Source organism: Shimia aestuarii, assembly GCF_900114635.1.
Taxonomy (GTDB): domain Bacteria; phylum Pseudomonadota; class Alphaproteobacteria; order Rhodobacterales; family Rhodobacteraceae; genus Shimia; species Shimia aestuarii.
The window spans coordinates 576,489-601,311 of sequence record NZ_FOTQ01000001.1 but is presented as its reverse complement, the minus strand read 5'-3'; the positions used below and the strand labels follow the sequence as shown (position 1 = coordinate 601,311).

The 24,823-nt window shown below is 60.2% G+C and carries 27 protein-coding genes; 3 read left to right on the top strand and 24 right to left on the bottom strand.

From position 1 onward, the window contains the following. Position 1 precedes the first annotated feature (1 nt). The 22 genes from yihA to BMZ35_RS02970 form a co-directional block, all read right to left on the bottom strand. Positions 2–655, bottom strand: a complete 654-nt coding sequence (gene yihA / locus BMZ35_RS03075) for a ribosome biogenesis GTP-binding protein YihA/YsxC (protein WP_093090763.1) — start codon at positions 653–655, stop codon at positions 2–4. Continuing rightward, positions 655–1,398: an MOSC domain-containing protein gene (locus BMZ35_RS03070; RefSeq protein WP_423227742.1), complete on the bottom strand. Its 744-nt coding sequence runs from the start codon at positions 1,396–1,398 to the stop codon at positions 655–657. The genes yihA and BMZ35_RS03070 overlap by 1 nt, the downstream gene beginning before the upstream one ends. Further along, positions 1,398–3,209: a membrane protein insertase YidC gene (gene yidC / locus BMZ35_RS03065; RefSeq protein WP_093090759.1), complete on the bottom strand. Its 1,812-nt coding sequence runs from the start codon at positions 3,207–3,209 to the stop codon at positions 1,398–1,400. The genes BMZ35_RS03070 and yidC overlap by 1 nt, the downstream gene beginning before the upstream one ends. 111 nt (positions 3,210–3,320) lie before the next feature. Continuing rightward, the gene (locus tag BMZ35_RS03060; protein WP_242654679.1) at positions 3,321–4,760 is read right to left on the bottom strand and encodes a putative bifunctional diguanylate cyclase/phosphodiesterase; all 1,440 of its coding nucleotides are present in this window, start codon (positions 4,758–4,760) and stop codon (positions 3,321–3,323) included. 178 nt (positions 4,761–4,938) lie between these two features. Further along, positions 4,939–5,808 (bottom strand): tRNA 2-thiocytidine(32) synthetase TtcA, encoded by an 870-nt coding sequence (gene ttcA, locus BMZ35_RS03055; protein WP_093090755.1) that lies wholly within the window; start codon positions 5,806–5,808, stop codon positions 4,939–4,941. Positions 5,809–5,881: 73 nt separating this feature from the next. Next, on the bottom strand, positions 5,882–6,385 hold the full coding sequence (locus BMZ35_RS03050) for a hypothetical protein (protein WP_093090753.1): 504 nt from the start codon (positions 6,383–6,385) through the stop codon (positions 5,882–5,884). Positions 6,386–6,555: 170 nt separating this feature from the next. Further along, a complete protein-coding gene (yidD, locus tag BMZ35_RS03045) occupies positions 6,556–6,786 on the bottom strand; it encodes a membrane protein insertion efficiency factor YidD (RefSeq protein ID WP_093090751.1) in 231 nt (76 codons plus the stop codon). Positions 6,787–6,900: 114 nt separating this feature from the next. After that, a complete protein-coding gene (locus BMZ35_RS03040) occupies positions 6,901–8,208 on the bottom strand; it encodes an ATPase (RefSeq protein WP_093090749.1) in 1,308 nt (435 codons plus the stop codon). A gap of 85 nt (positions 8,209–8,293) precedes the next feature. Further along, on the bottom strand, positions 8,294–8,788 hold the full coding sequence (locus BMZ35_RS03035; protein ID WP_093090748.1) for a prepilin peptidase: 495 nt from the start codon (positions 8,786–8,788) through the stop codon (positions 8,294–8,296). A 15-nt stretch (positions 8,789–8,803) separates the two neighbouring features. After that, the gene (locus BMZ35_RS03030; RefSeq protein ID WP_093090746.1) at positions 8,804–9,652 is read right to left on the bottom strand and encodes a tetratricopeptide repeat protein; all 849 of its coding nucleotides are present in this window, start codon (positions 9,650–9,652) and stop codon (positions 8,804–8,806) included. Between the two features lie 29 nt (positions 9,653–9,681). Next, positions 9,682–10,245, bottom strand: a complete 564-nt coding sequence (locus tag BMZ35_RS03025) for a tetratricopeptide repeat protein (RefSeq protein ID WP_093090744.1) — start codon at positions 10,243–10,245, stop codon at positions 9,682–9,684. Between the two features lie 12 nt (positions 10,246–10,257). Continuing rightward, positions 10,258–11,229, bottom strand: coding sequence for a type II secretion system F family protein (locus tag BMZ35_RS03020; RefSeq protein WP_093090742.1), 972 nt, complete (start codon positions 11,227–11,229; stop codon positions 10,258–10,260). Between the two features lie 12 nt (positions 11,230–11,241). Continuing rightward, the gene (locus tag BMZ35_RS03015; protein WP_093090740.1) at positions 11,242–12,210 is read right to left on the bottom strand and encodes a type II secretion system F family protein; all 969 of its coding nucleotides are present in this window, start codon (positions 12,208–12,210) and stop codon (positions 11,242–11,244) included. Positions 12,211–12,215: 5 nt separating this feature from the next. Further along, positions 12,216–13,679 (bottom strand): TadA family conjugal transfer-associated ATPase, encoded by a 1,464-nt coding sequence (locus BMZ35_RS03010; protein WP_093090738.1) that lies wholly within the window; start codon positions 13,677–13,679, stop codon positions 12,216–12,218. A gap of 14 nt (positions 13,680–13,693) precedes the next feature. Further along, entirely contained in the window at positions 13,694–14,941 is a 1,248-nt protein-coding gene (locus BMZ35_RS03005; protein WP_093090736.1) for a CpaE/TadZ family protein, read from the bottom strand. Between the two features lie 292 nt (positions 14,942–15,233). After that, positions 15,234–15,890 carry an OmpA family protein gene (locus tag BMZ35_RS03000; protein WP_093090734.1) on the bottom strand — a complete coding sequence of 219 codons (657 nt, stop codon included), beginning with the start codon at positions 15,888–15,890 and terminating at the stop codon, positions 15,234–15,236. An 11-nt stretch (positions 15,891–15,901) separates the two neighbouring features. Beyond that, positions 15,902–17,311 carry a type II and III secretion system protein family protein gene (locus tag BMZ35_RS02995; protein ID WP_093092514.1) on the bottom strand — a complete coding sequence of 470 codons (1,410 nt, stop codon included), beginning with the start codon at positions 17,309–17,311 and terminating at the stop codon, positions 15,902–15,904. Positions 17,312–17,502: 191 nt separating this feature from the next. Beyond that, positions 17,503–18,360 carry a Flp pilus assembly protein CpaB gene (cpaB, locus tag BMZ35_RS02990; protein WP_093090732.1) on the bottom strand — a complete coding sequence of 286 codons (858 nt, stop codon included), beginning with the start codon at positions 18,358–18,360 and terminating at the stop codon, positions 17,503–17,505. A gap of 146 nt (positions 18,361–18,506) precedes the next feature. Beyond that, positions 18,507–18,686, bottom strand: coding sequence for a Flp family type IVb pilin (locus BMZ35_RS02985; RefSeq protein WP_093090730.1), 180 nt, complete (start codon positions 18,684–18,686; stop codon positions 18,507–18,509). A gap of 174 nt (positions 18,687–18,860) precedes the next feature. Further along, a complete protein-coding gene (locus BMZ35_RS02980; protein ID WP_093090728.1) occupies positions 18,861–19,049 on the bottom strand; it encodes a hypothetical protein in 189 nt (62 codons plus the stop codon). 273 nt (positions 19,050–19,322) lie between these two features. Beyond that, positions 19,323–19,511, bottom strand: a complete 189-nt coding sequence (locus BMZ35_RS02975) for a hypothetical protein (RefSeq protein WP_093090728.1) — start codon at positions 19,509–19,511, stop codon at positions 19,323–19,325. A 291-nt stretch (positions 19,512–19,802) separates the two neighbouring features. Next, positions 19,803–19,991 carry a hypothetical protein gene (locus BMZ35_RS02970; RefSeq protein ID WP_093090728.1) on the bottom strand — a complete coding sequence of 63 codons (189 nt, stop codon included), beginning with the start codon at positions 19,989–19,991 and terminating at the stop codon, positions 19,803–19,805. Positions 19,992–20,359: 368 nt separating this feature from the next. Here BMZ35_RS02970 and BMZ35_RS02965 point away from each other — a divergent pair, with 368 nt between their 5' ends. Beyond that, positions 20,360–21,172: a lytic transglycosylase domain-containing protein gene (locus BMZ35_RS02965; protein ID WP_423227741.1), complete on the top strand. Its 813-nt coding sequence runs from the start codon at positions 20,360–20,362 to the stop codon at positions 21,170–21,172. A gap of 81 nt (positions 21,173–21,253) precedes the next feature. On the opposite strand, the gene BMZ35_RS02960 is transcribed toward BMZ35_RS02965, so the two are convergent. Both BMZ35_RS02960 and BMZ35_RS02955 read right to left on the bottom strand, forming a co-directional pair. After that, positions 21,254–22,627, bottom strand: coding sequence for an L-serine ammonia-lyase (locus BMZ35_RS02960; protein WP_093090726.1), 1,374 nt, complete (start codon positions 22,625–22,627; stop codon positions 21,254–21,256). Between the two features lie 338 nt (positions 22,628–22,965). Beyond that, positions 22,966–23,415, bottom strand: coding sequence for a hypothetical protein (locus BMZ35_RS02955; RefSeq protein WP_093090724.1), 450 nt, complete (start codon positions 23,413–23,415; stop codon positions 22,966–22,968). Positions 23,416–23,491: 76 nt separating this feature from the next. Here BMZ35_RS02955 and BMZ35_RS02950 point away from each other — a divergent pair, with 76 nt between their 5' ends. Further along, positions 23,492–23,926 carry a MarR family winged helix-turn-helix transcriptional regulator gene (locus tag BMZ35_RS02950; RefSeq protein WP_093092510.1) on the top strand — a complete coding sequence of 145 codons (435 nt, stop codon included), beginning with the start codon at positions 23,492–23,494 and terminating at the stop codon, positions 23,924–23,926. A gap of 100 nt (positions 23,927–24,026) precedes the next feature. Further along, positions 24,027–24,815, top strand: a complete 789-nt coding sequence (gene rpiA, locus BMZ35_RS02945; protein WP_093090722.1) for a ribose-5-phosphate isomerase RpiA — start codon at positions 24,027–24,029, stop codon at positions 24,813–24,815. The last annotated feature ends 8 nt before the right edge of the window (positions 24,816–24,823 follow it).

The window sequence follows — 24,823 nt, the reverse complement described above, 5'->3', positions numbered from 1 at the left end:
TCTAGTCCAGCCCGGCGATGATGGCGCGCAGTTCGGCGAGCCCGTCGCCCTTTTCGGAAGAGGTCAGCACGATCTCAGGGAAGGCGGCGGGGTGTTTGGAGAGCTTTTCCCGAACCTGTTTCAGCACCTTCTCTCGGTCCTTTTCCTTGACCTTGTCGGCCTTGGTCAACACTGCCTGAAAGGTCACGGCAGAGCTGTCGAGAAGGGACATGATTTCCTCGTCCACGGCCTTGATCCCGTGGCGGGTGTCGATCAGGACGAAGGCGCGGCGCAGGTTGGCGCGGCCCAAGAGGTATTGTTTCAGCAGCTTCTGCCATTTCTCCACCACAGCGAGTGGTGCGTTGGCATAGCCATAGCCGGGCAGGTCGACGAGGTAATGGCTGTCGGACAGGGTGAAAAAGTTGATTTCCTGAGTGCGGCCCGGTGTGTTGGAAGCGCGCGCGAGGCGGGTACGGTTGGTCAGGGCGTTGATCAGGCTGGATTTGCCCACGTTGGAGCGGCCCGCGAAGCAGACTTCGACCCGGTCGGACGGGGGCAGGCCGGACATGGCCACGACGCCCTTGAGAAAGTCGCTGTTGGCGCCATCAAAAAGCTTGCGCCCTTTTTCAACGGCAAAGGGGTCGAGGTCTTCGACAAGCGGGAAAGGCAGTTGCATCAGAGCACCTCTGCGGGGGAATCTAGGGCGATGTCGCCGGATTTCGTGACCACACCGTAGACGCCAAATTCCTGATGACCAAACACCTCGTTCAAAACGCCCAGCGTGTCGGCATCGCGATGGCCAGTGTCGGGGTTTGCGGTGGTTGCGAGACAGCGGGTGATCGGTTCGCGGATTTCGATTTCGGCGGTGCCGATGCGCAGCGTCTTGCCGATCCAGTCGAATTCTTCCCACGGGGCAAAGCCATCGAGCCAGATATTGCCGCGCCAGCGCTCGGTCGAGAGTTTGCGACCCATGCGGCCTTCGACGGCGCGGTGCGACGCGGTGGTGTGGATCGAGATCGAGGCAAACATGGTATCGGTCATGCCGTGGTCCCCCGCCGGGACAACGCGGGCCGAAGCGGCGCGGTCGGCGGGCATGATCGGGCGGACCCACTGGATCAGTTTTTCGCCCTGCGTGCTTGGGTCAAATGTGAGATCCCAGAGATCGGGATGGCGAAGCGTGATCCGGCCCGTTGTCTCGTCGGTTTGCGCCGTGATGGCCATCAACGAAGGCGCTTTGGCGGCGCGGGAGAAATTGGCACAGGGGGCCCACTCGCCCACTGTCGTTTTTGCGGCTTCGTGGGCCACGGCCCAGCGGCGATCCCAAGGCAGGGTCTGGCCTTCGGTCAGGGCGACCCGGCCAAGGGCTTCGCGGCCATGGGCCTTGATCGGGTGCCGCCAGAGGGCCGCAACGCGGCCCATCACTTGGCGTCCGGTTTGGGCTTGCGCTTGAAGCTCGACCGGATGTTGCCAAAGACGTCAGGCTTGTAGCCGTGGCTGCGCATGATCAGGTACTGCTGCGTGAAGGTGATCACGTTGTTGGTGATCCAGTAGACCACCAGGCCGCTGGCAAAGCTGCCGAGCATGAACATAAAGACCCAAGGCATCCAGGCAAAGATCATCTGCTGCGTAGGGTCGGTGGGGGCCGGATTCAGTTTCTGCTGAAGCCACATCGAAATACCCAGAAGGATAGGCAGAATGCCAAGGCTGAGGATTTCGAGGAAACCGAGTTCGGGCACCGCGTAGGGAAGCAGGCCGAACAGGTTGAAGATCGAGGACGGATCCGGTGCCGAAAGGTCGGTAATCCAGCCGATCCACGGGGCATGGCGCAGTTCGAGGGTGACGAAGATCACCTTGTAGAGCGAGAAGAAGATTGGGATCTGGATCAGGATCGGCAGACAGCCCGAGGCTGGGTTCACCTTTTCCTTCTTGTAAAGCTCCATCATGCCCTGCTGCATCTTTTGACGGTCGTCGCCGGCGGCCTCCTTGAGGGCTTCCATCTGCGGCTGGAGTTCCTTCATCTTGGCCATGGAGGCGTAGGATTTGTAGGCTAGCGGGAAGACGATGATCTTGATCGCGATGGTGAGGCCGATGATGGCCCAGCCCATGTTGCCAATGAAGCTGTTGAGCCAGTGCAGAAGGGCGAACATCGGTTTGGTCAGGAAGAAGAACCAGCCCCAATCGATGGAATCGAGGAAGCCCTGAACGCCACCCGATTTCTGATAATCGCGGATGGTGGCCCATTCCTTGGCCCCGGCAAACAGTTGCGAGGTGGTAGCGACCGTGCTGCCCTGGGCAACGGTCAGGGTCGGCATGACGGCTTCGGTCTGGTAGATGTCGCGGCGCTCGTCATATTTGGCGACGGATTTGAAGGCGGTACCGGGCTGGGGAATGAGGGTGGCCATCCAGTAGTGATCGGTAAAGCCGATCCAGCCATTCTCGGTCACTTGCGTGACCTCGGCGCGCGCGCCTTCGCGCTGTTCGAACGGGTAGTCCGTCATGCCGTCATAATCGGTTTCGGTCAGCTCGCCATCGGCCATGGCGATCAGACCTTCGTGCAGGATGAAGAAGTTCTTGAGATCTTCGGGCTCCCCATGGCGGGCAAGAATGCCGTAGGGCGCCAGCGACACGGTGCCTGCACCGGTGTTCTCAACCGATTGTTCGACCGAGAACATGTAGTTTTCGTCCAGCGAAATGGTGCGGCGGAAGGTCAGCCCTGCGCCGTTGTCCCATTTCAGGGTAATCGGGGCGGTTTCGGTCAGCTTGTCGCCATTTTCCAAGGTCCACTCGGTGTTGGAGCCAGGAACCTGATCGTAGCTCAGGCCGGCACCGGGCGCCCAGCCATAGAGCGCATAATAGGCGTGCGGCTGGCCCGACGGGGACAGGAAAGAGACAATCGGAGCGCCTTCATCCAGGGTTTCGCGGTAGTCGTTCAGTTTCAGGTCGTCGATGCGACCGCCGACAAGTGAAATCGAGCCGCTCAGGCGGGCGGTGTCGATGTCAACGCGCGGGGCGTCCGGGACGGCTTCGGTTGTGGTTGTCCCGGTTTCGGCCGCGGGGGCAGCCGAAGGCGCGGTGGCGGTCGGCGCCACGGGTACGGAACCATCTGCCGCAATCACGGCGTTGGGGTCTTCCACCGGTTGTTCCGGGGGAGGGAACATGACAAACCAAACCAGGATCACGACGAAGCTGAGCGCTGTCGCGAGGATGAGGTTCTTGTTCTGATCGTCCATTGCCGAAGGCCACCTGTCTTTGAAACGTTGGGGTGGTTCAACAGAGGTGCGCCCCAAAGGTCAAGGGGGTAGTGCCCGATTCTGAGCCCCGAGCGACCCCGATCGGCAGGTTCACCCCGACTTTCGCCCAATTTCGGGGGGAAGACAGAGTTTGGCCTTGTGTTTCTCCATCCATCCGAGCGTATCGGCAAAGGGCATGGGACGGGCGATGCCAAAGCCCTGGACGTGGCGGCAGCCCAATTGAGCAAGCATCGCGTGCTCAGCTGCGTTTTCCACACCTTCGGACAGGGTTTCGAGACCCAGTCGCTCGGCCATGGTGACAATGGCGGCGATCATGCGTTGCTGTTCCGGGTCGCTGTCGACATGCGTGACGAAAGAGCGGTCGATCTTGAGCCGTGATATCGGCATCCGGCGAATCGACGATATCGAGGCATGTCCCGTGCCGAAATCATCAAGGTCGATGGCGCAGCCGAGTTTGGCGAGAGCCTCGACATTGCGCACCACCATGTCGTCGGGTGCCCCGGCGATCACGCTTTCAAGGATTTCGACCGCCAGCCGCGACGGGTCAAGGCCGGTGCGGTCAAGCTCCCAGCGGATCCGGTCGAGCAATGACGGGCTGCGCAGTTCGTCACCGGAAAAGTTCACGCCGACCATGGGGACAATAAGGCCGGCCTCGTCCCACGCGCGCAGGGCGTTCAATGCCTGCGCCAGCATGTAGTCGGCCAGGCGCGACATCTGGCCCGTCTGGGTCAGGACATCGAGGAATTCATAAGGGGCAAGGATGCCGCGCGAGGGGTGCTCCCAGCGGGCCAGCACTTCGAACCCGGTGACCCGTCCGGTGTCGGTCGAAATCTGCGGTTGATACCATGCGCGGATCTGATCGCGTTCCAGCGTGCGGGCAGCTTCGCTTTCTGTTCGACGGCGGGTCACAACCTTGCGCCGCATGTCCGCGGAGAAGGCGCGGATACTCGAATGGCCGGCGCGGCGGGCTTCGGTCATCGCCATTTCCGCCGATTGGATCAAGGCGCGCGCGGTTGCGTCGCGTATCCGAGTAGCCAAGCAAAACCCGATCGAACAGGAGGCATAGATCGATGCCATGCGCAGGGGGACGGGTTCCTCGATCGCGGTTTGCAGGCGCACGGCAAGTTGCAACCCGGTTTCAAGGTCGAGCAGGCGCACAGGATCAAGCGCAATCAGGAAGGTTGCGTCCCCAGAGCGTGCGACGAGATCATCGCTGCGCAGGGCGCGGACAATACGCTCTGCCGTGAATTTCAGCACCTGATCCGCCTCGGCATCTCCATAGGTTTCGCGCAGCCGCGCAAAATCGTCGATCTTGATCGAGAAACACGCGGTTGTGCGCCCGCTGTCGGGCAGGGAGCGCATAAGTGCCTGGAATCGCCTTTCGAACGCGGAGGACAAGAGCGCGCCTGTCAACGCATCGGTTTGCGACGCGCGCCGCTGGTTGGGCGCGGCGGCGGTACCACGCAGGAACAGCAGCGGCAGAGGCAGCAACAAGGCGGCAATCAACAGGCCGGATTCACCCGCGAGCATCCAGGCAGCAAGTGATACGACCGGAATCAGAATAGGCAGACGGCGCCACGATGACGTCTCCGCAGGAGGAGGGGCGGTCCGAAGCAGGTTGAGTAACGGTCCCAGGCGCAGCGGCATGTATCATGTCCCTGATGGCAGCGATTCCCAACAAGGTTAGAGGCACATGTTGACCTGACCGTTAACGCAGCTTGGGGACTTCCGTGTCAATTTGTTCAAATTTTACAGACCCGCGCATCAGCCCCGTAAAATCAAAGAGCTTGGGGTCGAGCATGTGGCTTGGCCGGATGTTCATCAGGGAACGGAACATCACCTGTCGCCGGCCGGGGCTGTTTTTTTCCCATTGATCAAGGATTTGCTTGACCTGCTGGCGCTGCAGCCCGTCCTGAGATCCGCAGAGATCACACGGGATGATCGGGTAGTTCATGTCACGCGCAAACTTCTCGCAATCGGCCTCGGCGACATGCGCAAGCGGGCGGTATACAAAAAGATCGCCCTCTTCATTGACCAGCTTGGGCGGCATGGTTGCAAGACGCCCGCCATGGAAGAGGTTCATGAAGAAGGTTTCGAGAATATCATCACGGTGATGCCCGAGCACGACGGCGGAACACCCTTCTTCGCGGGCAATGCGATAGAGGTTGCCGCGGCGCAGGCGCGAACAGAGCGCGCAATAGGTGCGCCCCTCGGGGACCTTGTCCTTCACAACGGAATAGGTGTCCTGATACTCGACCCGGTGTTCGACCCCCATCTTTTCCAGGAATTCCGGCAATACGGTCGAGGGAAATCCCGGCTGCCCCTGGTCAAGGTTGCAGGCCAGCAGGTCGACCGGCAAAAGGCCGCGCCACTTCAGTTCATGCAAAACGGCGAGCAGGGTATAGCTGTCCTTGCCGCCTGACAGGCAGACAAGCCAGCGTGCTCCACGTTCGATCATGCCGTATTGTTCGATCGCCTCGCGCGTCTGGCGCACGATGCGTTTGCGCAGTTTCTTGAAACTGGCGGAGGACGGTGCGCCGTGGAACAGCGGGTGGATATCATCGAGATCGTCAAGCATGGGGCGGCTTTAGGGGAAATCGTCCCGCCGGGCAAGCGTTTGAGCGTGGGGGGGCGTACCCCCCGGCCCGTGTTTACTGCACTTGCTCGGCGTTGCACTTTTTAGCCAGTTCGAGCGCCTTGGCCGTGCCCTTGAGATCGACGAAGAAACTGTAGCTCTTTTCGGGGAACACCGTCATGGTGTAGGCCTTGGCGATGTCATCGAACACCTGAGGATCGTCGGTCAACACATAGCCGCCGGAATAGCCCTTGGTAATATTGCCGCGCATGCCCGTGGCTTCGCCAACATAGAGGTTTTCCCCGATCAGCACGGCCACAGCAGACTTTGCCCCTTTGCGGATGTCGGTTTCCGCCTTGGTAAATACGCCGATATAGGCCACGCCCCGATCCCGGGTCAGGCCCATCTGCACGACATTTTCGAAATCGTCCTTGGTTTCGATCATGCAGGATTTTTTCTCGGTATCGACATAGACGTTCCAGCCTTCGATGGCTCCGTAGCCGAGGAATTTTTCGGCCATGGCCGGAGCGGCGCAGAGGGCGGCGGTGGTGAAAATGGCAATTTTGGTAACAAGGCGCATGCTCAACTCCTGAAGCAATAAAGTTATGGTCGCACCGTAGGAACCGCCAGATCAGCTGTCCAGCGTGTTAGCCCGGTGGGCGTAATGATCGGCGACCGATTGCGTGTTTGCGACGGTCGGGATTCAGGGATTGATTGAGCGGGGCAGCTTTTTCGGCGGTCGCATGAATCCTATTCCTTGCCCGGAGGGACGGGATCATAGCCGCTGCTGCCCAAGGGGTGACAGCGCCCGATCCGGCGCAGGGTCAGCCAGCTTCCCTTGACCGCCCCGTGCTTTTCCAGCGCTTCAAGCGCATAGGCGGAACAGGTCGGCTGATAGCGGCAGTTGAAGCCGACCCACGGGGAGAAGATCAGGCGATAGGCGCGCACCGGGAGCGCGGCGATATGGGCCAAGGGTGTCATGACCTTTATTTAGGGGATGCGGGGCGTCGGGAAAAGGGGGCGCGCTGCCCCCCGTCGCAGCGGGCTGCGCCTCCCCTCGGGGTACTGGTAGAAATAGAAAGTGCGGGCGAGCCCCTATTTGACGATGTGCTCGTCCTTGACGAACATGTTGGCCCAGGCGCGGTCGATCAACGCGGGGGACATCTGGTAGGGGATGCCTTCGAACTCGCAAATCGAGATCATCTGGTCGATCAGGAAGACCGGCTGGTAGTTGGCATAGACATTGTCGATCGTCGGGTACTTGTGCTTGAGAAGGTGCACGAGGGCCTCTTCGTCGAGCGGCATCTTCTTTTTCTTGGCGACCAGTGCGAAGATCTTGAGGAAGTTGGCCTGGTTGGGGCCGTCGATCTTGATCTTGAAGAAGATCCGGCGCAGCGCGGCCTGGTCGAAGATCTCGTTGGGGTGAAAGTTGGTCGAGAAGATCACCAGCGTGTCGAAGGGCACTTCGAACTTCTCGCCCGATTGCAGGGCGAGGATGTCCTTGCTTTCTTCCAGCGGTACGATCCAGCGGTTGACGAGCGCCTGAGGCGGTTCTTCCTGGCGGCCAAGGTCGTCGACGATGAAGATGCCACCGGTCGATTTAAGCTGCAGCGGGGCCTGATAGGTGCGGGCGGTGGGGTTGTAGACAAGGTCGAGCATGTTGAGCGACAGTTCGCCCCCGGTGATCACGGTGGGGCGGTCGCATCGGACATAGCGGCTGTCAAAACGGGCCACGCGGCGCAGGGAGGTTTCATCCTGTTCATCGCCTTCGGCAGCAGAATGCACGATCGGGTCATAGACGGTGATCACCTGGCCTGCATATTCGATGGCGCGGGGCACATAGATCTTGTCTCCCATGGCGTCGCGGATGCCGTTGGAGATCGAGGATTTACCGTTGCCGGGCGGGCCGTACATCAGGATAGAGCGTCCCGAGCTCACGGCCGGTCCAAGGTGATCGAGCAGCGAGTCCGGCAGGATCAGGTGGCCCATGGCATCGGTCAGCTGCTGGCGGGTGATCTGGATGTTGCGGATGGACTGGCGTTTGACCTGTTCGCGGTAGACATCGAGCGGCACCGGCATCGCGCCGAAATACTCGGATTGGGCCAGCGCGTCCTGCGCCCGGGATTTGCCGAGATCCGTCAGCTGATAGCCCATTTCATTGCCGTTATTGGCGTTGAGCGTACCTGTCGCCTCGAGCAGGCGCTGTTCGCGGGCCATGTCGACCAATTCCTGGGTGACGGCGCGCGGCAGGCAGATTGCCCCGGCGAGGTCGGACACCAAGTCGATATTCTTGCGGAACATGGTCTTGAGAAGGATGTCGCGCATCATGACGACGGGCAGTTTCATCTCTTCGAGCCGCTTGGGCGGGGGCGGGGCCATCACATGGGATGTCTGCATGTTCATTGGCAAATCTCCAACAGGGCGCAATGCGGGCGCCAGATTCCTTGCCTTGGTTACACACCAGAAAAATGGCGATATTCAGGCTGGTTCAGGCCCCGTAGATGGCCCCGAGCACAAGGTAGGTCGCCAGAGCGCCACCAAGGGCGAGGCCCATCGGGAAATCCCAGCCCTGATCCCAGCTATCCCAGTCGGGCACAGCGCGGCGGATCGGGGAATGCTTGGCAGTGCGGTGTGTCACCCAGGCGGCAAGGAGCGTGGCGGCAAAGATCGCAAGCAACAGGCGCAGATCGCCAAAGGCGATGAAGGGCGCGGCGGCGGCGGAGAACTTGGCGTCGCCCGCGCCGATGAGCCCCCCGGCGTTGAGCACCATGCCAATCAGCAGGATCACGACGACATGCAGAAGACGATAGGCGTATTCCGTGAATGGCAGCGCGACGAGGCCAACCACAAGGAACACACCGAGCAGAACCAGTACCGACTGGTTGGGTATGCGCATGGCGCGCATGTCCGACCAGGCGACATAGAAGCAGATCGGCAGGACGAAGGGCAGGAACCACATCGCGGAATATGCAGTGATTTGCATCGCGGGTGCCCCTGGTTAGGTGTTTTCGAGTGCCCGCAAGGCACGCACGGCGGCCTCAAAATGCTGCGGGTGCGTGTCGATCGCCTCGCGCAGGAGCGCCTTGCCGGTGGCAGTGTCACCCTGCTTGATCGCGGAGAGCGCCAGCGTGTGCAGCAACTGGGCGCGCTCGGTCTGGACCATGGGGATCACGGGAAGCGTGTACTTGCGCTGGGCACCACGGGCGAGAACCATGTTGTTCTTGGCGGTGAACAGCGTGTTGTCCTGACGGATGGCTTCGCCGAACAGGCGCTCGGCCTCGGCGTAGTCGCCTCGGGTGAGCTTGGAATAGCCCCAGTTGTTCATGACCCCGGCGGGGCGGGTGGTGAGGCCCACGGCGGTTTCATAGAAGCTGTCGGCGCGCGACCATTCCTTGTTGCTGTCGGCGATCATCGCCTCGAGCCGATAGCGTTTGAAGGTTTCATGCGTGGGCGGAATATCATCAAGCGTCTTTTCCGCATCTTCCCATTTGCCGGCCCTGATCTGGGCGTCGGCAAGATCGACGCGGTCGTTGGCCGTACTGTCTTCGTGCTTGGTCACTTTCGTCCAGGCCGGCACGGCCTCGGTATAGCGTTTGGCGCGCACGAAAGAAATTGCCAGGCCGCGCTGAATGTCGATCCGGTCAGGATGATCCTTCAGGGTTCGCTGGAAATAGGAGACCCCCTCGTTAGGGTCTGCCACCGTCAACATGATGTCTGACAGGTTGCTGTCATCCACCGCGTTCACATTCTGGATTGCGCGTTCGACGCTTTCGTCGGTCGTGTCAGCGCATGCCGAAAGCATGGCGATTGCTGCCACGCAGACTGTCCCAAGGAAAGGATGGCGCATTTTTTGCGTCCTTATACTGCTCGTGCCCTTTATGGTGTTTGCCGGATGAGGTAGTCGCTGCTGCCCCGCCGCACCAATTTGTAGTCTTGTGTTTTCCCGTCATCATAGCCGGGGTTTTCCGATTTTGCGAGCGCTAAGCGCAAATTGTCGCGGATCGAGTCACTTTCGCCATTGTCGAGCGCATAAGCCTTGCGAAAAACCAGCTCTGCCTCGGGTAATTCGCCCTTTTCCATGAGCACTACACCGAGATTGTTCCATGTTTCCGGGTGGTCAGGGCCTTCTTTGAGGCTTTCGCGCAACAGTGTCTCGGCCTGCCCAAGCCGCCCAAGCCCGATATAAGCGGTGCCGACGGCAGCCTTGAGCTCTGGCGTGGTGCCGTGATCGACCGCGTGGCGGGCAAAGGCGTCGAGCGCCAGTTCGTATTCCCCGGCTTCCATCAGGCGCCAGCCGACCACAAGACCGTCCACGGCCTCTTTGGACGTGTCGACAGGGGGGGCAAAGGGGTTGTCGTCGGACGTGCCAAGGCCGCCCGAAGAACAGGCGGCCAAAGACAGTAGCAGGATGACAAGGGCAGATGCCCGTAAGGTGGTCATGCTCGGTTCGTATTATTGGCCCATGTTGCCGATGCCGACGATCGACGGCGAGACCAGGATGATCAGCAGCGGCGGGACTGTGAGCATCATAGTGGCGAGTGTCATCTTGGTTGGCAACTTGTTTGCTGCCTCTTCCGCGCGCATCACGCGCTTGTCGCGCATTTCCCCGGCATAGACCCGCAGCGCTTCGGCAATCGACGTACCGAAGGTGGCCGACTGGATCAGCACCGTCACGAAAGACGAGACATCCTGAACACCGCAGCGCTCGCCCATGTCCGAAAGCACCTGCGCCTTGTCCTTACCGGCTTTCATCTCGTAGGCGACGATCTGGAATTCGTCAGCCAACGAAGGGTAGGAGGCGCGCAGTTCTCCGGCGACGCGGACGATGGACTGGTCGAGCGACTGGCCTGCCTCAACACAAACGAGCATCATATCGAGCGAGTCCGGGAAGCCGGAGGTGATCTCTTCCTTGCGGGCGGCGACGCGGCGCGTGACCCAGTATTTGGGTAGCATGTAGCCAATAACGCCGGGGCCAAGCGTGTACATCAGCGTGTCCTTGGTGCTGGCCCCGTCGGTACCTTTGACATAGACGAAATATAGAACACCGAGGATCAATCCGCCGATGCCAAGCAGCATCTGCGACAGGTGATAGGCACGCACGGCGTCGCGCGACGGATAGCCCGCCTGCATCAGCGTGAGGCGTACCGAGCTCAGTTCCTCTTCGTTTTTGGGTTCAAGGAACTGCTTGTATTTGTCCAGCTTGGCATTGGCGCCCTTGCGGCGCAGTGCTTCCTTGCGCTGGTCTTTCCTGCCGCCGTCTGTCTGACTGCGCTTGAGCTTGTCGATCGGGTCTTCCTTGCGGCTCATCAGAAGTGGGATGATGAGGAGGATCAGGAAAACGACCACGACCGAGAGGCCGATCATCGGGCCACGGGGACCGAGAATGTCGGTCAGCATCATGTTGAGCGCTTCAAAGGTGTTCATATCGGCGTCTCCTCAGACCTTGATGTTCGTCAGCACGCGCATCACGAACAGGTTGGCGGCCAGGAACAAACCCACGGCGATACAGCCGGGAATGAACCACGGATGGGGTTTAACTTCGTCGTAGTAGTTCGGATCCAATAGGTTGATCACGATCAGCGCGACGACCGGGAAGGCGGACAGGAACTTGCCCGACCACTTTGCCTCGGCGGTGATGGCCTTCACGCGGCGGAACAGGCGGAAGCGGGCGCGGATCACCTTGGAGAGACCAGCGAGGATCTCGGCCAGGTTACCACCCGATTGCTGCTGGATGGCCACGGCCACGGCGAGGAAGCGCAAATCCTGCATGTCCAGGCGTTCGGCCATGTCTTTCAGCGCTTCGCCAAGGTCGCGGCCATAGGCGCTTTCGTCGGCGATGACGCCGAATTCGGTGGCCAGCGGGTCGTCGATTTCTTTCGAAACAATCTGGATCGCCGAGGAGAACGGATGGCCGACACGCAAGCTGCGCACCATCAGTTCGATGGCGTCCGGCAGTTGCTCTTCGATCATTGCAACGCGCTTGCCCGCCTTCATGCTGACCCAGAAATAGACGCCGCCCACGCCCATCATCACCGAGATGAGTGCTGTGGTGACGGGACCGGTCTGAGTGCCGACACTCAGGCCAACAAAGGCAAAAGCGGTCACGGCGGCCATCATCATCATGAGTTGCTTGGGCGTGAAAGCAATTGCGGCCTTCTGGGCCTTGTCCGCCAGAAGCGAATAAAGCGGGATGGTGCGGGTTTCGCCGTGCTGCTTCATCTCCTTGCGGAGCTGTTCGAGCACTTCTTCACGCCGCGCGCCCTTGTCGAGCATTTCGAGGCGGCGATTGACGCGGCTGTTGAGCGAGATCGATTTGCCGAAGACGGTCAAGTAGACGCCTTCGACAAGGACAAAAACGCCGATGAAGATCATGCCATAGACGATGAGTTCAGGAGAAAACGGCATATCAGTTACCCCGCGGTCGGTTCATAGATTTCAGCAGGCAGGTCGTAGCCCCACATGCGGAAACGTTCGGAATAATGGCTACGCACACCGGTTGCGGTGAAGTGGCCGATGATCTTGTTGTCGGGTGTCAGGCCGGTGCGCTGGTAGCGGAACACCTCCTGCATCGAGATGACGTCGCCTTCCATGCCGGTGATCTCGGTGATCGAGGTCATGCGGCGAGAACCGTCCTGCAGGCGGCTGGCCTGCACGATCAGGTTCACAGCCGAGGAGATTTGCGAGCGCACGGCCTTGATCGGCATCTCGATCCCGGCCATGGCGATCATGTTTTCCAGACGGGACACGCCATCTCGGGCCGAGTTGGCGTGGATCGTGGTCATGGACCCGTCGTGGCCGGTGTTCATGGCCTGCAGCATGTCGATCACTTCTTCACCACGCGTCTCGCCCACGATGATGCGGTCAGGGCGCATCCGAAGAGCGTTTTTTAGACAGTCGCGCGGGGACACCTCGCCCTTGCCTTCGACGTTGGGCGGGCGGCTTTCCATCCGGCCAACATGGGTTTGTTGCAGCTGAAGTTCGGCGGTGTCCTCGATGGTGAGAATACGTTCGGCATTGTCGATGAAGGACGACAGCGCGTTGAGCGTCGTCGTTTTACCGGAACCGGTACCGCCGGAGACGATCACGTTGAGGCGAGTGGCCACGGCGGCCTGAAGATAGGCGGCCATCTGTTCGGAAAACGCGCCAAAGCCGACGAGGTCGTCAATGCCCAGCTTGTCTTTCTTGAACTTACGAATGGAGACCAGCGAGCCGTCCACGGCAATCGGGGGCACCATGGCGTTGAAACGCGAGCCATCCTGAAGACGGGCGTCGACATAGGGGTTGGATTCATCGACGCGGCGGCCCACGGCGGATACGATCTTATCGATGATGCGAAGTAGGTGCTTTTCATCTTTGAACACGATGTCGGTCAATTGTAGCTTGCCGGCACGTTCGACAAAGATCTGCTTGGGCCCGTTCACCAGAATATCGTTGACGCTTTCGTCCTGAAGCAGGGTTTCGAGCGGGCCGAGGCCGGTCACTTCATCGTAGAGTTCCTGAAACAGCGTGGAGCGCTCTTCACGGTTCAGAACGATGGCCTTTTCCTGCAGAACTTCAGTCGCGATCGAGCCGATCTCTGCGCGCAGCTCCTTTTCCGATGCCTTGTCGAGGGCGGCAAGGTTCAGGTTGTCGAGCAGTTCGCGGTGAAGTTCGAGCTTGATTTCGCCAAGTCGCTCCTTACGCCGCCGCTCCTTGTCGCCGGCCACAGGCTGTGCCGGCGCCTTGGCCATGGGTTTGCGCATGGAGACTTTCTTGGGCGCGGCATCGGGGGCGACAGCCTCGGATGGTTTCGCTACAGCCTTGGCCTGCGCGGTCTGCGCGGCTACCGCCGGGTTCGGCTTTGGATCGGTTGTCTTCTTGTAGCGAGAGAACATGGTTTATTCCTCCCTCAGGCTGCTTTGTCGTCGGACTGGTCAAGCTCGTGCAAGCTGACCGCGAGTTTCGAGATTTCCTTGCGGAGCGGATTCTTGGGCACGTTTAGCGCCAGCGGTTCGCCATGGTCGCTTGCCGCCGCGATCGGCTTGCCGCCGTCCGGGAGGTGCACGTCGATCGAGATGCCGAGGCTTTCGGAAAGGCGCTTGACGCGGCTCTTGCCGCTCAAGTCGGTGAATTTCGGCGCGCGGTTCATGACGTAGCGCAGTTTTTCGAAGGGAAGGTCCTCGGCCTGAAGCGCACGCTTGAGGCGCATGGCGTTCTGGGCGGAACGCATGTCGATTTCCATCGTCGCAAAGTAGACATGGGCCGCGTTCAGGACGACTTCGGACCACTGGACCAATGTCGAGGGCATGTCCACGATCACATAATCGTAGTGGCGCCGCGCCATACCAACCACACGTTCGACATCTTCGGGGGATACGAGATCCATCGGGATGATGTCGGGGGGCGAGGTTAGGACGTGCAGTTTTTCCTGGTAGGTCTGCAGAGCCTGTCCGAAACTTTCGCTGTCCAGCGCCTCTGTGTCGGTGATCACCTCGAAGGCCGCATCCTGGCGCGGCAGGTCAAGGAAGGTCGAAACCGAACCGAATTGCAGGTCGAAATCCAGCAGGCACACGGTTGGCGAATTCTTCTTGTCGATCGTGGCCAGTTCCCAGGCGAGGTTGACGGCCAGCGTGGTGGCGCCGGTGCCACCGGCAAGCCCCTGAACCGCGATCAGCACACCTTCGCGGGACTCTGCGGCGGAACTCAGCGAAACGGTTGCCTGTTGCGGAACGGGTTCCGGCTCGGGTTCGACGGCGTGCATCTTGTCGATGACGTTTTGTAATTCGCCCGGCGGCAGAGGGTAGGGGATGAATTCGTTGGCACCTTGGCGCAACAGGTGGTGCAGCGATGCCGGCGTGACGTCCTCGGCGATCAGAAGTGTGCGGATATTGCGTTCGCGCGCGGCGGAGATGATATTGGTCAGCTCGGCGAGGTTGTCCTCGTCCATGTCGTCGATAGCAAGAGCGATGAATTCCAGATGCGCAGCCTCTGGCTGCTCCATGAACGGGATCGCGTCCTCGAAACCAAGGTCGCCCCATTGTTCGCCAAGCGCCTCCTCCATATCCACGATAAGGAGTTCGAAGTTCTGCACGTCCCGGCAAATGGTACACGCCAGGATCGGGCTCTGCTCGGTCTGGATCGGCTCGCTACTCGTCATAAGCCTCAAGTTCCTCGCTCGCGGTCAGGCCGCAATTTGTTCCTAGGGGGTGCTGGCTTCTTGTCGCTGTCGCCATGCCCCCTGATTGTTGGGAACCGAGGGAACCGACTCGTGTCGGCACACTGGTCCCATGCAAGTGAAAATCGCTGGCAAGTTGGGCAACATTGGGGCCAAAAAACCGAAATTGTGCGGAATTATGCGACGATAGCGGAAAAGTTGCCCGATCGTTTCCGCAACAAAAAAGGACCGGCCGCGGGGGCCGGTCCTTTGTATTTGTTGATGGTTTGAATGCTTAGTCGCTGGTTTCGCCCGTTGCAGACAGACCGGACAATTGTGTGCGGTAGGTCGCACTTGCGGTATACTCTCGCGCGATGATCTGGGCGTATTTCCCATCCAGCACGGTCGGGTGCCGTTCGACAAAGCCGGTCACTTCGGTGACGGTGCGGCGATTGCGACGTTCACGGCCCTGGGAGACGATCAGCGGCTGGGTCTTGCCAAGCGATACGACGGCCTCGAGACGGTCACGACCGATGCCCTGTGATGCCAGGTAGCTGACCACGGCGCGGGCGCGACGCATGCCGAGAGACTTGTTGTAGCCATGGCTGCCGACGGCATCGGTGTGCCCGTAGACCTTGAAGCGTACTTCGGGGAATTGAAGAATCCACGATGCCTGCTGGCGCAGCGTTGTGCGGGCCGCCTCGTCAAGCTGGGCGCTGTCGAAGTCGAAATTGATCGTTGTGTCCACTTCTTCCGCGAAGCGATTGGCGAGGCTCAGAACATATTGCTTGTCGCCGTTCTGAATGCCGACGTTGTTCATGGTGGCATAGCCGAAATTGCCTGAATCCACCACTGAGCCGGCTTCGCGGAACCACGAAGGTACGTAGTCACCGTCCCCATCCGAACAGGCTGCCAGGGCAAACAGAGCGAGGGTAGCGAGTTTCTTCCACATCTTCCTGCTCCTCAATCCATCACATAGCCGTAAGAGCCAGAGAAGTCCTGCTTGGCCACTTCGCTCGCCGGGCCCTTCTTGGGCTTGCGCCGCTTGGCGTCATCGGCGACATGGCCAAACAGGAACAAGTCCTGCTCTGTCGGGGGTTTCACACGATCCGTCGGCAGGGCCAGCGCCTCGCCACGGGTGGGGGTTACGAGATGGGCGGTGACGATGATGACCAGTTCGGACTGGTTGCGCTGGTAATCCGCGCTGCGGAACAGGGCGCCCAGTACGGGGATGTCCCCAAGCCAGGGCACTTGCGCATTGTTGTCCAGAAAGTCGTCCATCAGCAACCCGGCAATGGCAAAGCTCTCGCCGTCGCGCAGCTCAACCGTGGTCGAGGTTTCGCGCCGTTTGAAAGCGTTGATCGTCAGGGTTCCGTCCGAATAGCTGTTGGTGCTGTCCACCGAGGAGACGGCAGCGGCCATCTCGAGATTGATCAGGTCGCTGTCGACGACGCGTGGCACGAAATTCAGCTCTACACCGAAGGGTTTGAATTCCACGGTGATCGCGCCGTTTTCCTGGGCAACCGGGACGGGATACTCGCCACCGGCAAGGAACTTGGCCTCTTGCCCGGACAAGGCCGTCAGGTTGGGTTCTGCGAGGGTGCGGACAACGCCTTTGTTTTCAAGGGCTTCCAAGAGGATACCCACTTCGAACGCACCGACGCCGAACTGAAACGCCATGGCGCCGACAGTGCCTTCCTGGGTTGCAATTGGGTTGCCAAGCCCATTGTCGCCGGACAGCCACGTGCCGGTCTCAACGCCGACGCCTTCGCCACCGAGGGCGAAGGAGGAACTGAGCGACTTGGACACCGAGCGCTGCATTTCCGCAAAACGGACCTTTAGCATGACTTGTTGCACGCCGCCGACCACCATCAGGTTAGAGACGCGTTCCGGTGAGTAGCGCTGTGCCAGTTCCATGGCGCGATCGAGCTTCTGGATCGAAGACACGGTCCCCGAAAGCACGATGCCGTCATTGGCGGTACGGACTTCGATTTTCTCGCCGGGCAGGATCTGCCGCAGACGTTCCTTGAACTCGGTAATGTCTGGCGCGACGCTGACTTCGACATTGGTGATCAGCTTGCCCGCCGCATCCAGTAGCGTGAGCGTCGTCATGCCCGGCGATTTGCCCAGAACATAGATCGTGCGATCCGACAGCGACGAGATATCGGCGATGGCCGGGTTGGCGATCGACAATTCCGCAAAGGGAACATCGCTTTCGACGACCACGGCGCGGTTCATCGGAACCCCGAGTGTCGAGGAGGTTCCGCTTCGGACCACCCGCAGGGTTTCGGCCAACGACGGCCCCACAAAAACAGGTAAGATACCAAGTGCCGCACCCAAAAGGGCCGCACCCAAGATTTTTCGATATGTCATGTGACCTGCCTCTCGATCACGCCTCAGTTCGTGGATCTTTTGTCCACATTTCCTTGCACTGTGCGCCAGTTTGCGAATTTTTGCAAGAATCAATGGTTTCGCGGCCATTTTGCATGTGGACGCCGTGCCACAGCTGGGCATGGCGAAAGGGCGCCCGGAATGCGGGCGCCCTTGTTTGGAAAGGAATTTGATCAGTTCGTGCACGGGATCGGGATCTGGATGATCTCAGAGCCTTTGCGGGTCTTGATGGTACAGACTTGCTTGCTTTCGACGTGCTGCACCACTTCTTCCTGTTCGGCCTCGATCCCGAGAAGGGCGCGTTGGTCCACCTCGATGGCAGAGGCAACCGTGTCATCCTCGGCGCCAACCAGCGACAGGGACAGGCGGCCCGTGGATTGGGCTTGGGCCAGAGCTGCGACCTGCTGGGGAGATGCGGCCACGGTGACGGTGCGTGCAATGGTGCCGGTGTCGACCTCTTCGTTGGTTGTCTGGTCAATTGCGATCAGCGAGACATTCGCTTCGATCAGTTTGGTGAAGTCGCCGCGAGAGTCGTTCATGTCACCGGCTCGGCCTGTCCAGTAGACATCGACGCGGTCGCCGGGGCGCAGGAAACCGGAGACACCGCTGGATACGTCAACCTTGATGGCAAAGGCACGTTGGCCGCGCTGAAGGCGCGACACGATGCCAGCTTCTTCACCGGGCTTGGTCAGCTTGGCCGCGATCAGGACTTCGCCTTTTTCCATGGCACGCAGGACAACCCGCTTGCTGTTGTCGCCCTTGGGGAAAAGTTCGTCCACAGTAACGAACATGCCCTCGGGCATGGCGGCCTTGGGCCACTTGACCCGTCGCACGTCATCCTTGACGAGCGTTTCGCCGTATTTCAGCGATCGGGCGACGATGAACCCGTCGACCAGTTCGATGGTCTGGCGTTCCGCGCGTTCCTTGGCCAGGGCGGCCTGGTAACCTTCGATATAGTTCTGGGCCATGTAGACCGCGACTCCTGCAAGTCCCAGGCCGACAAGGAGAACGACTGCAAAAATAGCACGCATGTCTCTTACCTCGTTTTCCGTCTTGTACAGCGGCGGATCAGACCGCAGCTGGGATTTCTATCGCCCCACATTGACGGGTGAATGTGGCGATTTAAGGGTTGCTTGGGGCATCTTTCATGGCCTTGGCCATGTTTTGGGCGGTCGGATCAGTAGCTGGCCCGGTCATTGATGAAGCTGCCGGTATCGCGCGCCGATTGCTTGGCGCTTTCCCCGAGCGTGCTCATGATGGCCAGCAGGAAGCCGACCATGGCGGCGGTCAGAACGACCCATTCTACCGAGATCGCCCCGTTTTCATTCGCGCGAAAGCGCAACAGAAACCGTTTCATACAGGAACCCTCACATTTATCGGATGTCGGGAAAGCCTCATGCGGCGTGCATGAATGAACAAGGACCTGGGCAGCATCCGGTGTCGCAGGCGCGTGCAAATGGTGCGCCTTGCAAAAAAGGGGCCGACACGCAAGGTGTACCGGCCCCTTTTCGTTGGTCTGGCGGGCTGAGGATTAGTCAGCGGCCAGGGTGTTCTCGACGGCGATACGGTCAGCAGCTGCACCGGCCAGCGTCTTGGTGTTGCTTTCGATGGTGGTGTAAGCAGCAACGGCCAGGCCAACAACGGCTGCGGTCAGCACAACCCAGTCAACAGTCACGGCACCGTTTTCGTCTTTGCGGAAGTTCTTGATGAACTTGATCATGGTATATCCCTCCAAAGGATCAGATTTGGTTTACAGTCGACCTTGCCGGGATGATCAGACGTCTCTCTCAGTAGCCTGTCCGACTTGGTATGAGAGATTTATTGCGGGGGAATGCGGCGGGATTTGGGCCGCAATAGAACCTTTCTGGTTCTTTTCAGCGGTTGTTGCGTGTCCGAAGGCCCGAAGGTGGAGCATGTGTGCAGGTGTCCCGACCGCAAAGAAAAGGGCCGCGCTGGAAGCGCGGCCCTTCTGAAAACTCGACTGGGCTGAGGATTAGTCAGCGGCCAGGGTGTTCTCGACGGCGATCCGGTCAGCAGCTGCGCCGGCCAGCGTCTTGGTGTTGCTTTCGATGGTGGTGTAGGCAGCAACGGCCAGGCCAACAACGGCGGCGGTCAGCACAACCCAGTCAACAGTCACGGCACCGTTTTCGTCTTTGCGGAAGTTCTTGATGAACTTGATCATGGTATGTCCCTCCAAAGGATCAGATTTGGTTTACAGTCGACCTTGCCGGGGTGATCAGACGTCTCTCTCAGTGATCTGTCCGACTTGGTATGAATGACTTATCGCGGCGGAATGCGGCGGGATTTGGGCTGTAATCGTGCGAATCTGGTGCAATTCAAAGGAAGTTGCATGGCTTTTGATGAAAACCCCTCATGCGCGAGTTGCCTGAGTAGTGGTCGGGTATATGACAGCCGCATGAAAAAGGGCCGCGCTGGAAGCGCGGCCCTTCTGAAAACTCGACTGGGCTGAGGATTAGTCAGCGGCCAGGGTGTTCTCGACGGCGATCCGGTCAGCAGCTGCGCCGGCCAGCGTCTTGGTGTTGCTTTCGATGGTGGTGTAGGCAGCAACGGCCAGGCCAACAACGGCGGCGGTCAGCACAACCCAGTCAACAGTCACGGCACCGTTTTCGTCTTTGCGGAAGTTCTTGATGAACTTGATCATGGTATGTCCCTCCAAAGGATCAGATTTGGTTTACAGTCGACCTTGCCGGGATGATCAGACGTCTCTCTCAGTGGCCTGTCCGACTTGGTATGAGAGATTTATTGCGGGGGAATGGGGCGGGATTTGGGCGCAAGTGGCACCATTTTCGCGCGCCGTCATTTTGTTAGGGGGATTTTAGTAATTGTATGAATTATCTGGATAAATGGTTAATGGAAGGTGCGCAAACCGTGTATTTCTTGCCAATCTCCGGGTGGTCTGTGGGGCACAATCGGCCAAAAACGCTTCTGGAATCGACCTGCAGGCTGGTTTTGACGCGCGCCATTTGCAAGACTTGAGACAGAGCAGAGAAACATACAGGCGCATATTCAATGAAATGGCGCAGATATTTCGCGATGGCCCTTGTCGTGGCAGGGCTGGCTTGGCCGGTTGCGGCCGAGTCGCCGCCGCCTTTTCCGGATTTCAAGGCAAAGCGGGTCAAACCGCCCAAACCGGGGCAGACAAAAAGGATCACGGTTCAGATCGAACCGCAGGTGGCGGCTGTTGCTGTGCCGGGTACACAGAACGTGGCCGCGGCGACCCCGGCCGTGGCCGGGCAACGTTATGGTTGGTTCTGGGATGGGGTTTCTCCTCAGATTGATGCCTCCGGGCCGGGACGGCTGGAACCGGCTTTGGTGAAACTGTCCAATCCCCCGATGGGGGCGGGTGTTGCGGCGCCACGCTTGTCGGATTTAAGCAGCATCGTAGAGGCGCATGGTATCGAGATATTGAAGGCAACGGTCGGTACCAAGGTTTCGCCCGCCTTGGTACTTGCCGTGATCGCGGTGGAATCCAGCGGGCGCGGGGACGCCGTCAGCGGCGCGGGGGCGCAGGGGCTGATGCAGCTGATGCCGGCGACGGCGGAGCGATTTGGCGTGTCGGACGCAATGGACACCCCCCAGAACATTCAGGGGGGCGTGCGGTTTCTCGACTACCTGATGGAGCATTTCGAACGCGATCCGATCCTCGTGCTGGCCGGGTATAATGCCGGGGAAAATGCGGTGCGCAGCCATGGCGGCGTGCCGCCCTATGCCGAGACCCGTGATTACGTGCCCAAGGTGCTGGCCGCGTTTAACGTGGCCCGGGCCATGTGCCTGACGCCACCGCAACTGGTAACGGATGGCTGTGTTTTCGCAATGCGATAGGGTTTAGGGGGCGCTGCCCCCTCTTGCGCCAAGGGCGCAATTCACCCCCGGGGTATTTCTGGAAAAAGAAAGAGCGGGGCGTCAGCAGTTGGGAACGTTGACGGCGAGTCCCCCCAGCGAGGTTTCCTTGTACTTCTCGTGCATGTCCGCCCCGGTTTGACGCATGGTTTCGATGACCGCATCCAGAGGTACGAAATGGGTTCCGTCGCCCCGCAAGGCAAGGCTGGCGGCGGAGACGGCCTTGATCGCGCCCAGCCCGTTGCGTTCGATACAAGGCACCTGCACCAACCCCTTGACCGGGTCGCAAGTCATGCCGAGATGGTGTTCCAGGGCGATTTCTGCGGCGTTTTCGACCTGTTCAGGCGTGCCGCCCATGACGGCGCAGAGACCGGCGGCGGCCATGGCCGAAGCGGAACCGACCTCGGCCTGGCAGCCGGCTTCTGCGCCCGAGATCGACGCGTTGAATTTGACGAGGCCGCCAATCGCGGCTGCGGTGAGCAGGAATTCGTCGATGCGCGAGGCCGTGGCACCGGGCACGTGGTCGAGCCAGTAGCGGATCACGGCCGGCAATACCCCGGCCGCACCGTTGGTGGGGGCGGTGACGACCTGTCCCCCGGCGGCGTTCTCCTCGTTCACCGCCATGGCATAGGCGCTCATCCAGTCGTTGATCGTGTGGGGCGCATTGAGGTTCATGCCACGTTCGGCCTGAAGCGCGTCATGGATGGATTTGGCGCGGCGCTTTACGCCGAGCCCACCGGGCAGGGTTCCGTCGGTGGTCAGGCCGCGGTCGATACAGTCATTCATGACCTGCCAAAGGCGGGCACAGCCTTTGGCGAGGCTCTCGGTACAGCCGCGCGAAATCTCGTTGGCCTTTTTCATCTCGGCAATGGATTTGCCCGAGATCTGGGCCATTTCCAGCATTTCTGCTGCAGACTTGAAGGGAAAGGGGACAGGGGCGCCTTCGTCGGTGTCCTTGCCGGCGGCGAGTTCGGCTTCGGTCATCACGAAGCCGCCGCCGATGGAATAGTAGGTTTCCTGCAGGATCACGTCGCCCTGGGCGTCGGTGGCCATGAGGATCATGCCATTGGCGTGGCCGGGCAGGTTGGGGCCAAAATCGAACCTCAGATCGTCCTGCGGGTTGAAATGCAGGGCCGGCAGGCTCTCGGGGTGGACTGTGTGGGTTGCGTTGATCTGCGCCAGAATGGCTTCGGCCTTGTCGTGGTCATAGCTGTCAGGCTGGAATCCGGCGAGGCCAAGAATGGTGGCGCGGTCGGTGGCGTGGCCGACGCCGGTAAAGGCCAGAGAGCCATGCAGAGAAGCGCGAAGACCGTGGAAATCAAAGGGGGACGCGCGCATGGTGTCAAGAAAACGGGCGGCGGCGACCATGGGGCCCATGGTGTGCGAGGAGGAAGGGCCGACGCCCACTTTGAACATGTCGAAGACAGAGAGGAACATGCGCGCGTCCGATTCTGAGATGTTTTCAGAAGGGATAACGCAGGCAATGGCCGGCTGGCAGCCTCAAAGCGACGCTTGCCGCCGAAAACGCGCAAAACGCGGCCGTTCAATGAGATTAACGCGAAGTTGCGGCGGCGGCGCGGGTGCGGGGCGAATCGGTGGCGGAGATGAGGTAAACAAGGCGACAGAGGAGAAAATCGCGGTCGGTCTCACGTCGGTATCACGTCGGTATAGCGTCGGTACGGCGTGCCATGACAGCCATGGTAAACACCGCGCGCGATGATCCTGTTAACCAAGGCGCAGCCCTTTGCGGGCTGCGCGCATTCGAGCAGGGCGGTTCAGGCGGCGGTCCGTTTCAGACGCCTCCCGCGCAGTGCGAGCCCATCCTTCATGTTGCGGATCAAAAGGGTGATGTTGGTTGCGCCGGCCAAAAGTTCCACGCCTTGAACGAGGTAGAAGGCCGTGTCGAACTGGTGGGACTGGGCCCGCAGAGCGAGAAAGACCGCGCTGGGCAGGAGGATCAGAAGGCCATTTGCAGCGATGATCTTCATGCGGCGTTGCTTGGCTGCCACCTGGGGTAGGCGCCAGCCCTTGCCGAGCATCGCGCCGGTGGCACCTGCGGTCGCCATGGCCGGAATCAGCACGAACATGCCGTAGAGAACCGCAGTCTTTACCCAAATGATCATGTCTTTGTTTCCAGAGACTTCAGAGACCACCGTGCTGGTCCAGAACGTCGAAATCGTCAGCAAGGCAAGCGCGCCCGAGAAGGCGTGGAGTTTAAGTTTCATGGCGAATCTTCAATTAACATAGCATGCTATGTGAAATAGGGTTGAATAGCGTGCTATGCAAGTGTTTTTTGTGACAATGACTTTTGAAACGGGAAACTCGGCTGGATTTCTGGCCAATCACATGGCGCGATTGTTTGCCGCCGGGCTTGCCCGGCGCATCCAGCCGCTAGGGCTGGCACCGGCACAGTTCATGGTGCTTCTCGTGTTGTGGGATGGCGACGGGCTGACACAGCGGGATCTCGTTGAACGGCTGGATGTCGAACAGGCAACCATGGCCAATACGCTTGCGCGGATGGAGCGGGACGGGCTGATTACACGTCAGCCCAGCCCCACGGACAAGCGCGCGCGGATCGTGCGACTGACGGACAAGGCGCGCGCTCTGGAAGGGGACGCGAAGGCGGCGGCACAGGCGCAGAACAACGCGGCCTTGTCAGGTTTGAGTGCGGCCGAGGCTGATCAGTTGGTCGACCTGATGCGCCGGGTTGTGGGCACAATGCAGAGGCGGGCATGACGGCGCCCGTACAGACTGGCGTGCGGTAGGCTGAATTGGCGCTCGCACCTGCGGCGCTTCTTTTCTATAACCTTTACAAAACAAATCAGGGAGTCGCGCCATGACCGGAGAATTGTCGCCCATCGACAAGGCCAAATTCGTCGCCGCAAAGCGGGCCACGGATTATGTCGAGGATGGTATGCGCGTCGGGCTGGGCACGGGATCGACCGCCGCGTGGATGGTGCGATGCCTGGGCGAGATGGTCCGGGAACAGGGGTTGCGTATCAAGGGCGTACCGACATCGACCCGCACTGCGCAGCTGGCGCAGGATGTGGGGATCGAGGTGGTGAGCCTTGATGCGGCCAAGTGGCTTGACGTGACGATCGACGGCGCGGATGAGTTCGACGGAAACCTGAACCTGATCAAGGGCGGCGGCGGCGCGCTGTTGCAGGAAAAGATCGTGGCGACGGCAAGCGACCAGATGATCGTGATTGCCGATGTCGGCAAGGAAGTGGAAACGCTGGGTGCGTTCCCCTTGCCGGTCGAGGTGGTGCCGTTCGGATGGCAGACCACACAGGCGTTGATCGAGGAAACGCTGGTGAGCATGGACGTGCTGGGGCGCAGCACGACTTTGCGGATGAATGGCGCGGCGCCGTTCATGACGGATGAAGGCAACCACATCCTTGATCTGCATCTGAAGCGGATCGGGGATGCCCGCCAGCTGGCGATGGTACTCAACCAGATGCCGGGCGTGGTTGAAAACGGGCTGTTCATAGATATCTGTGACGCGGTTGTTGTCGGTTTTGGGGATGGGCGCGTCGAAGTGCGCGACATCAACGCCGGAACGATCGAACAGGCGATGCTCGACTTCGCCGAGACCGATAATCTTTTCACGGATCTCGTGGACTAGGGAAAACA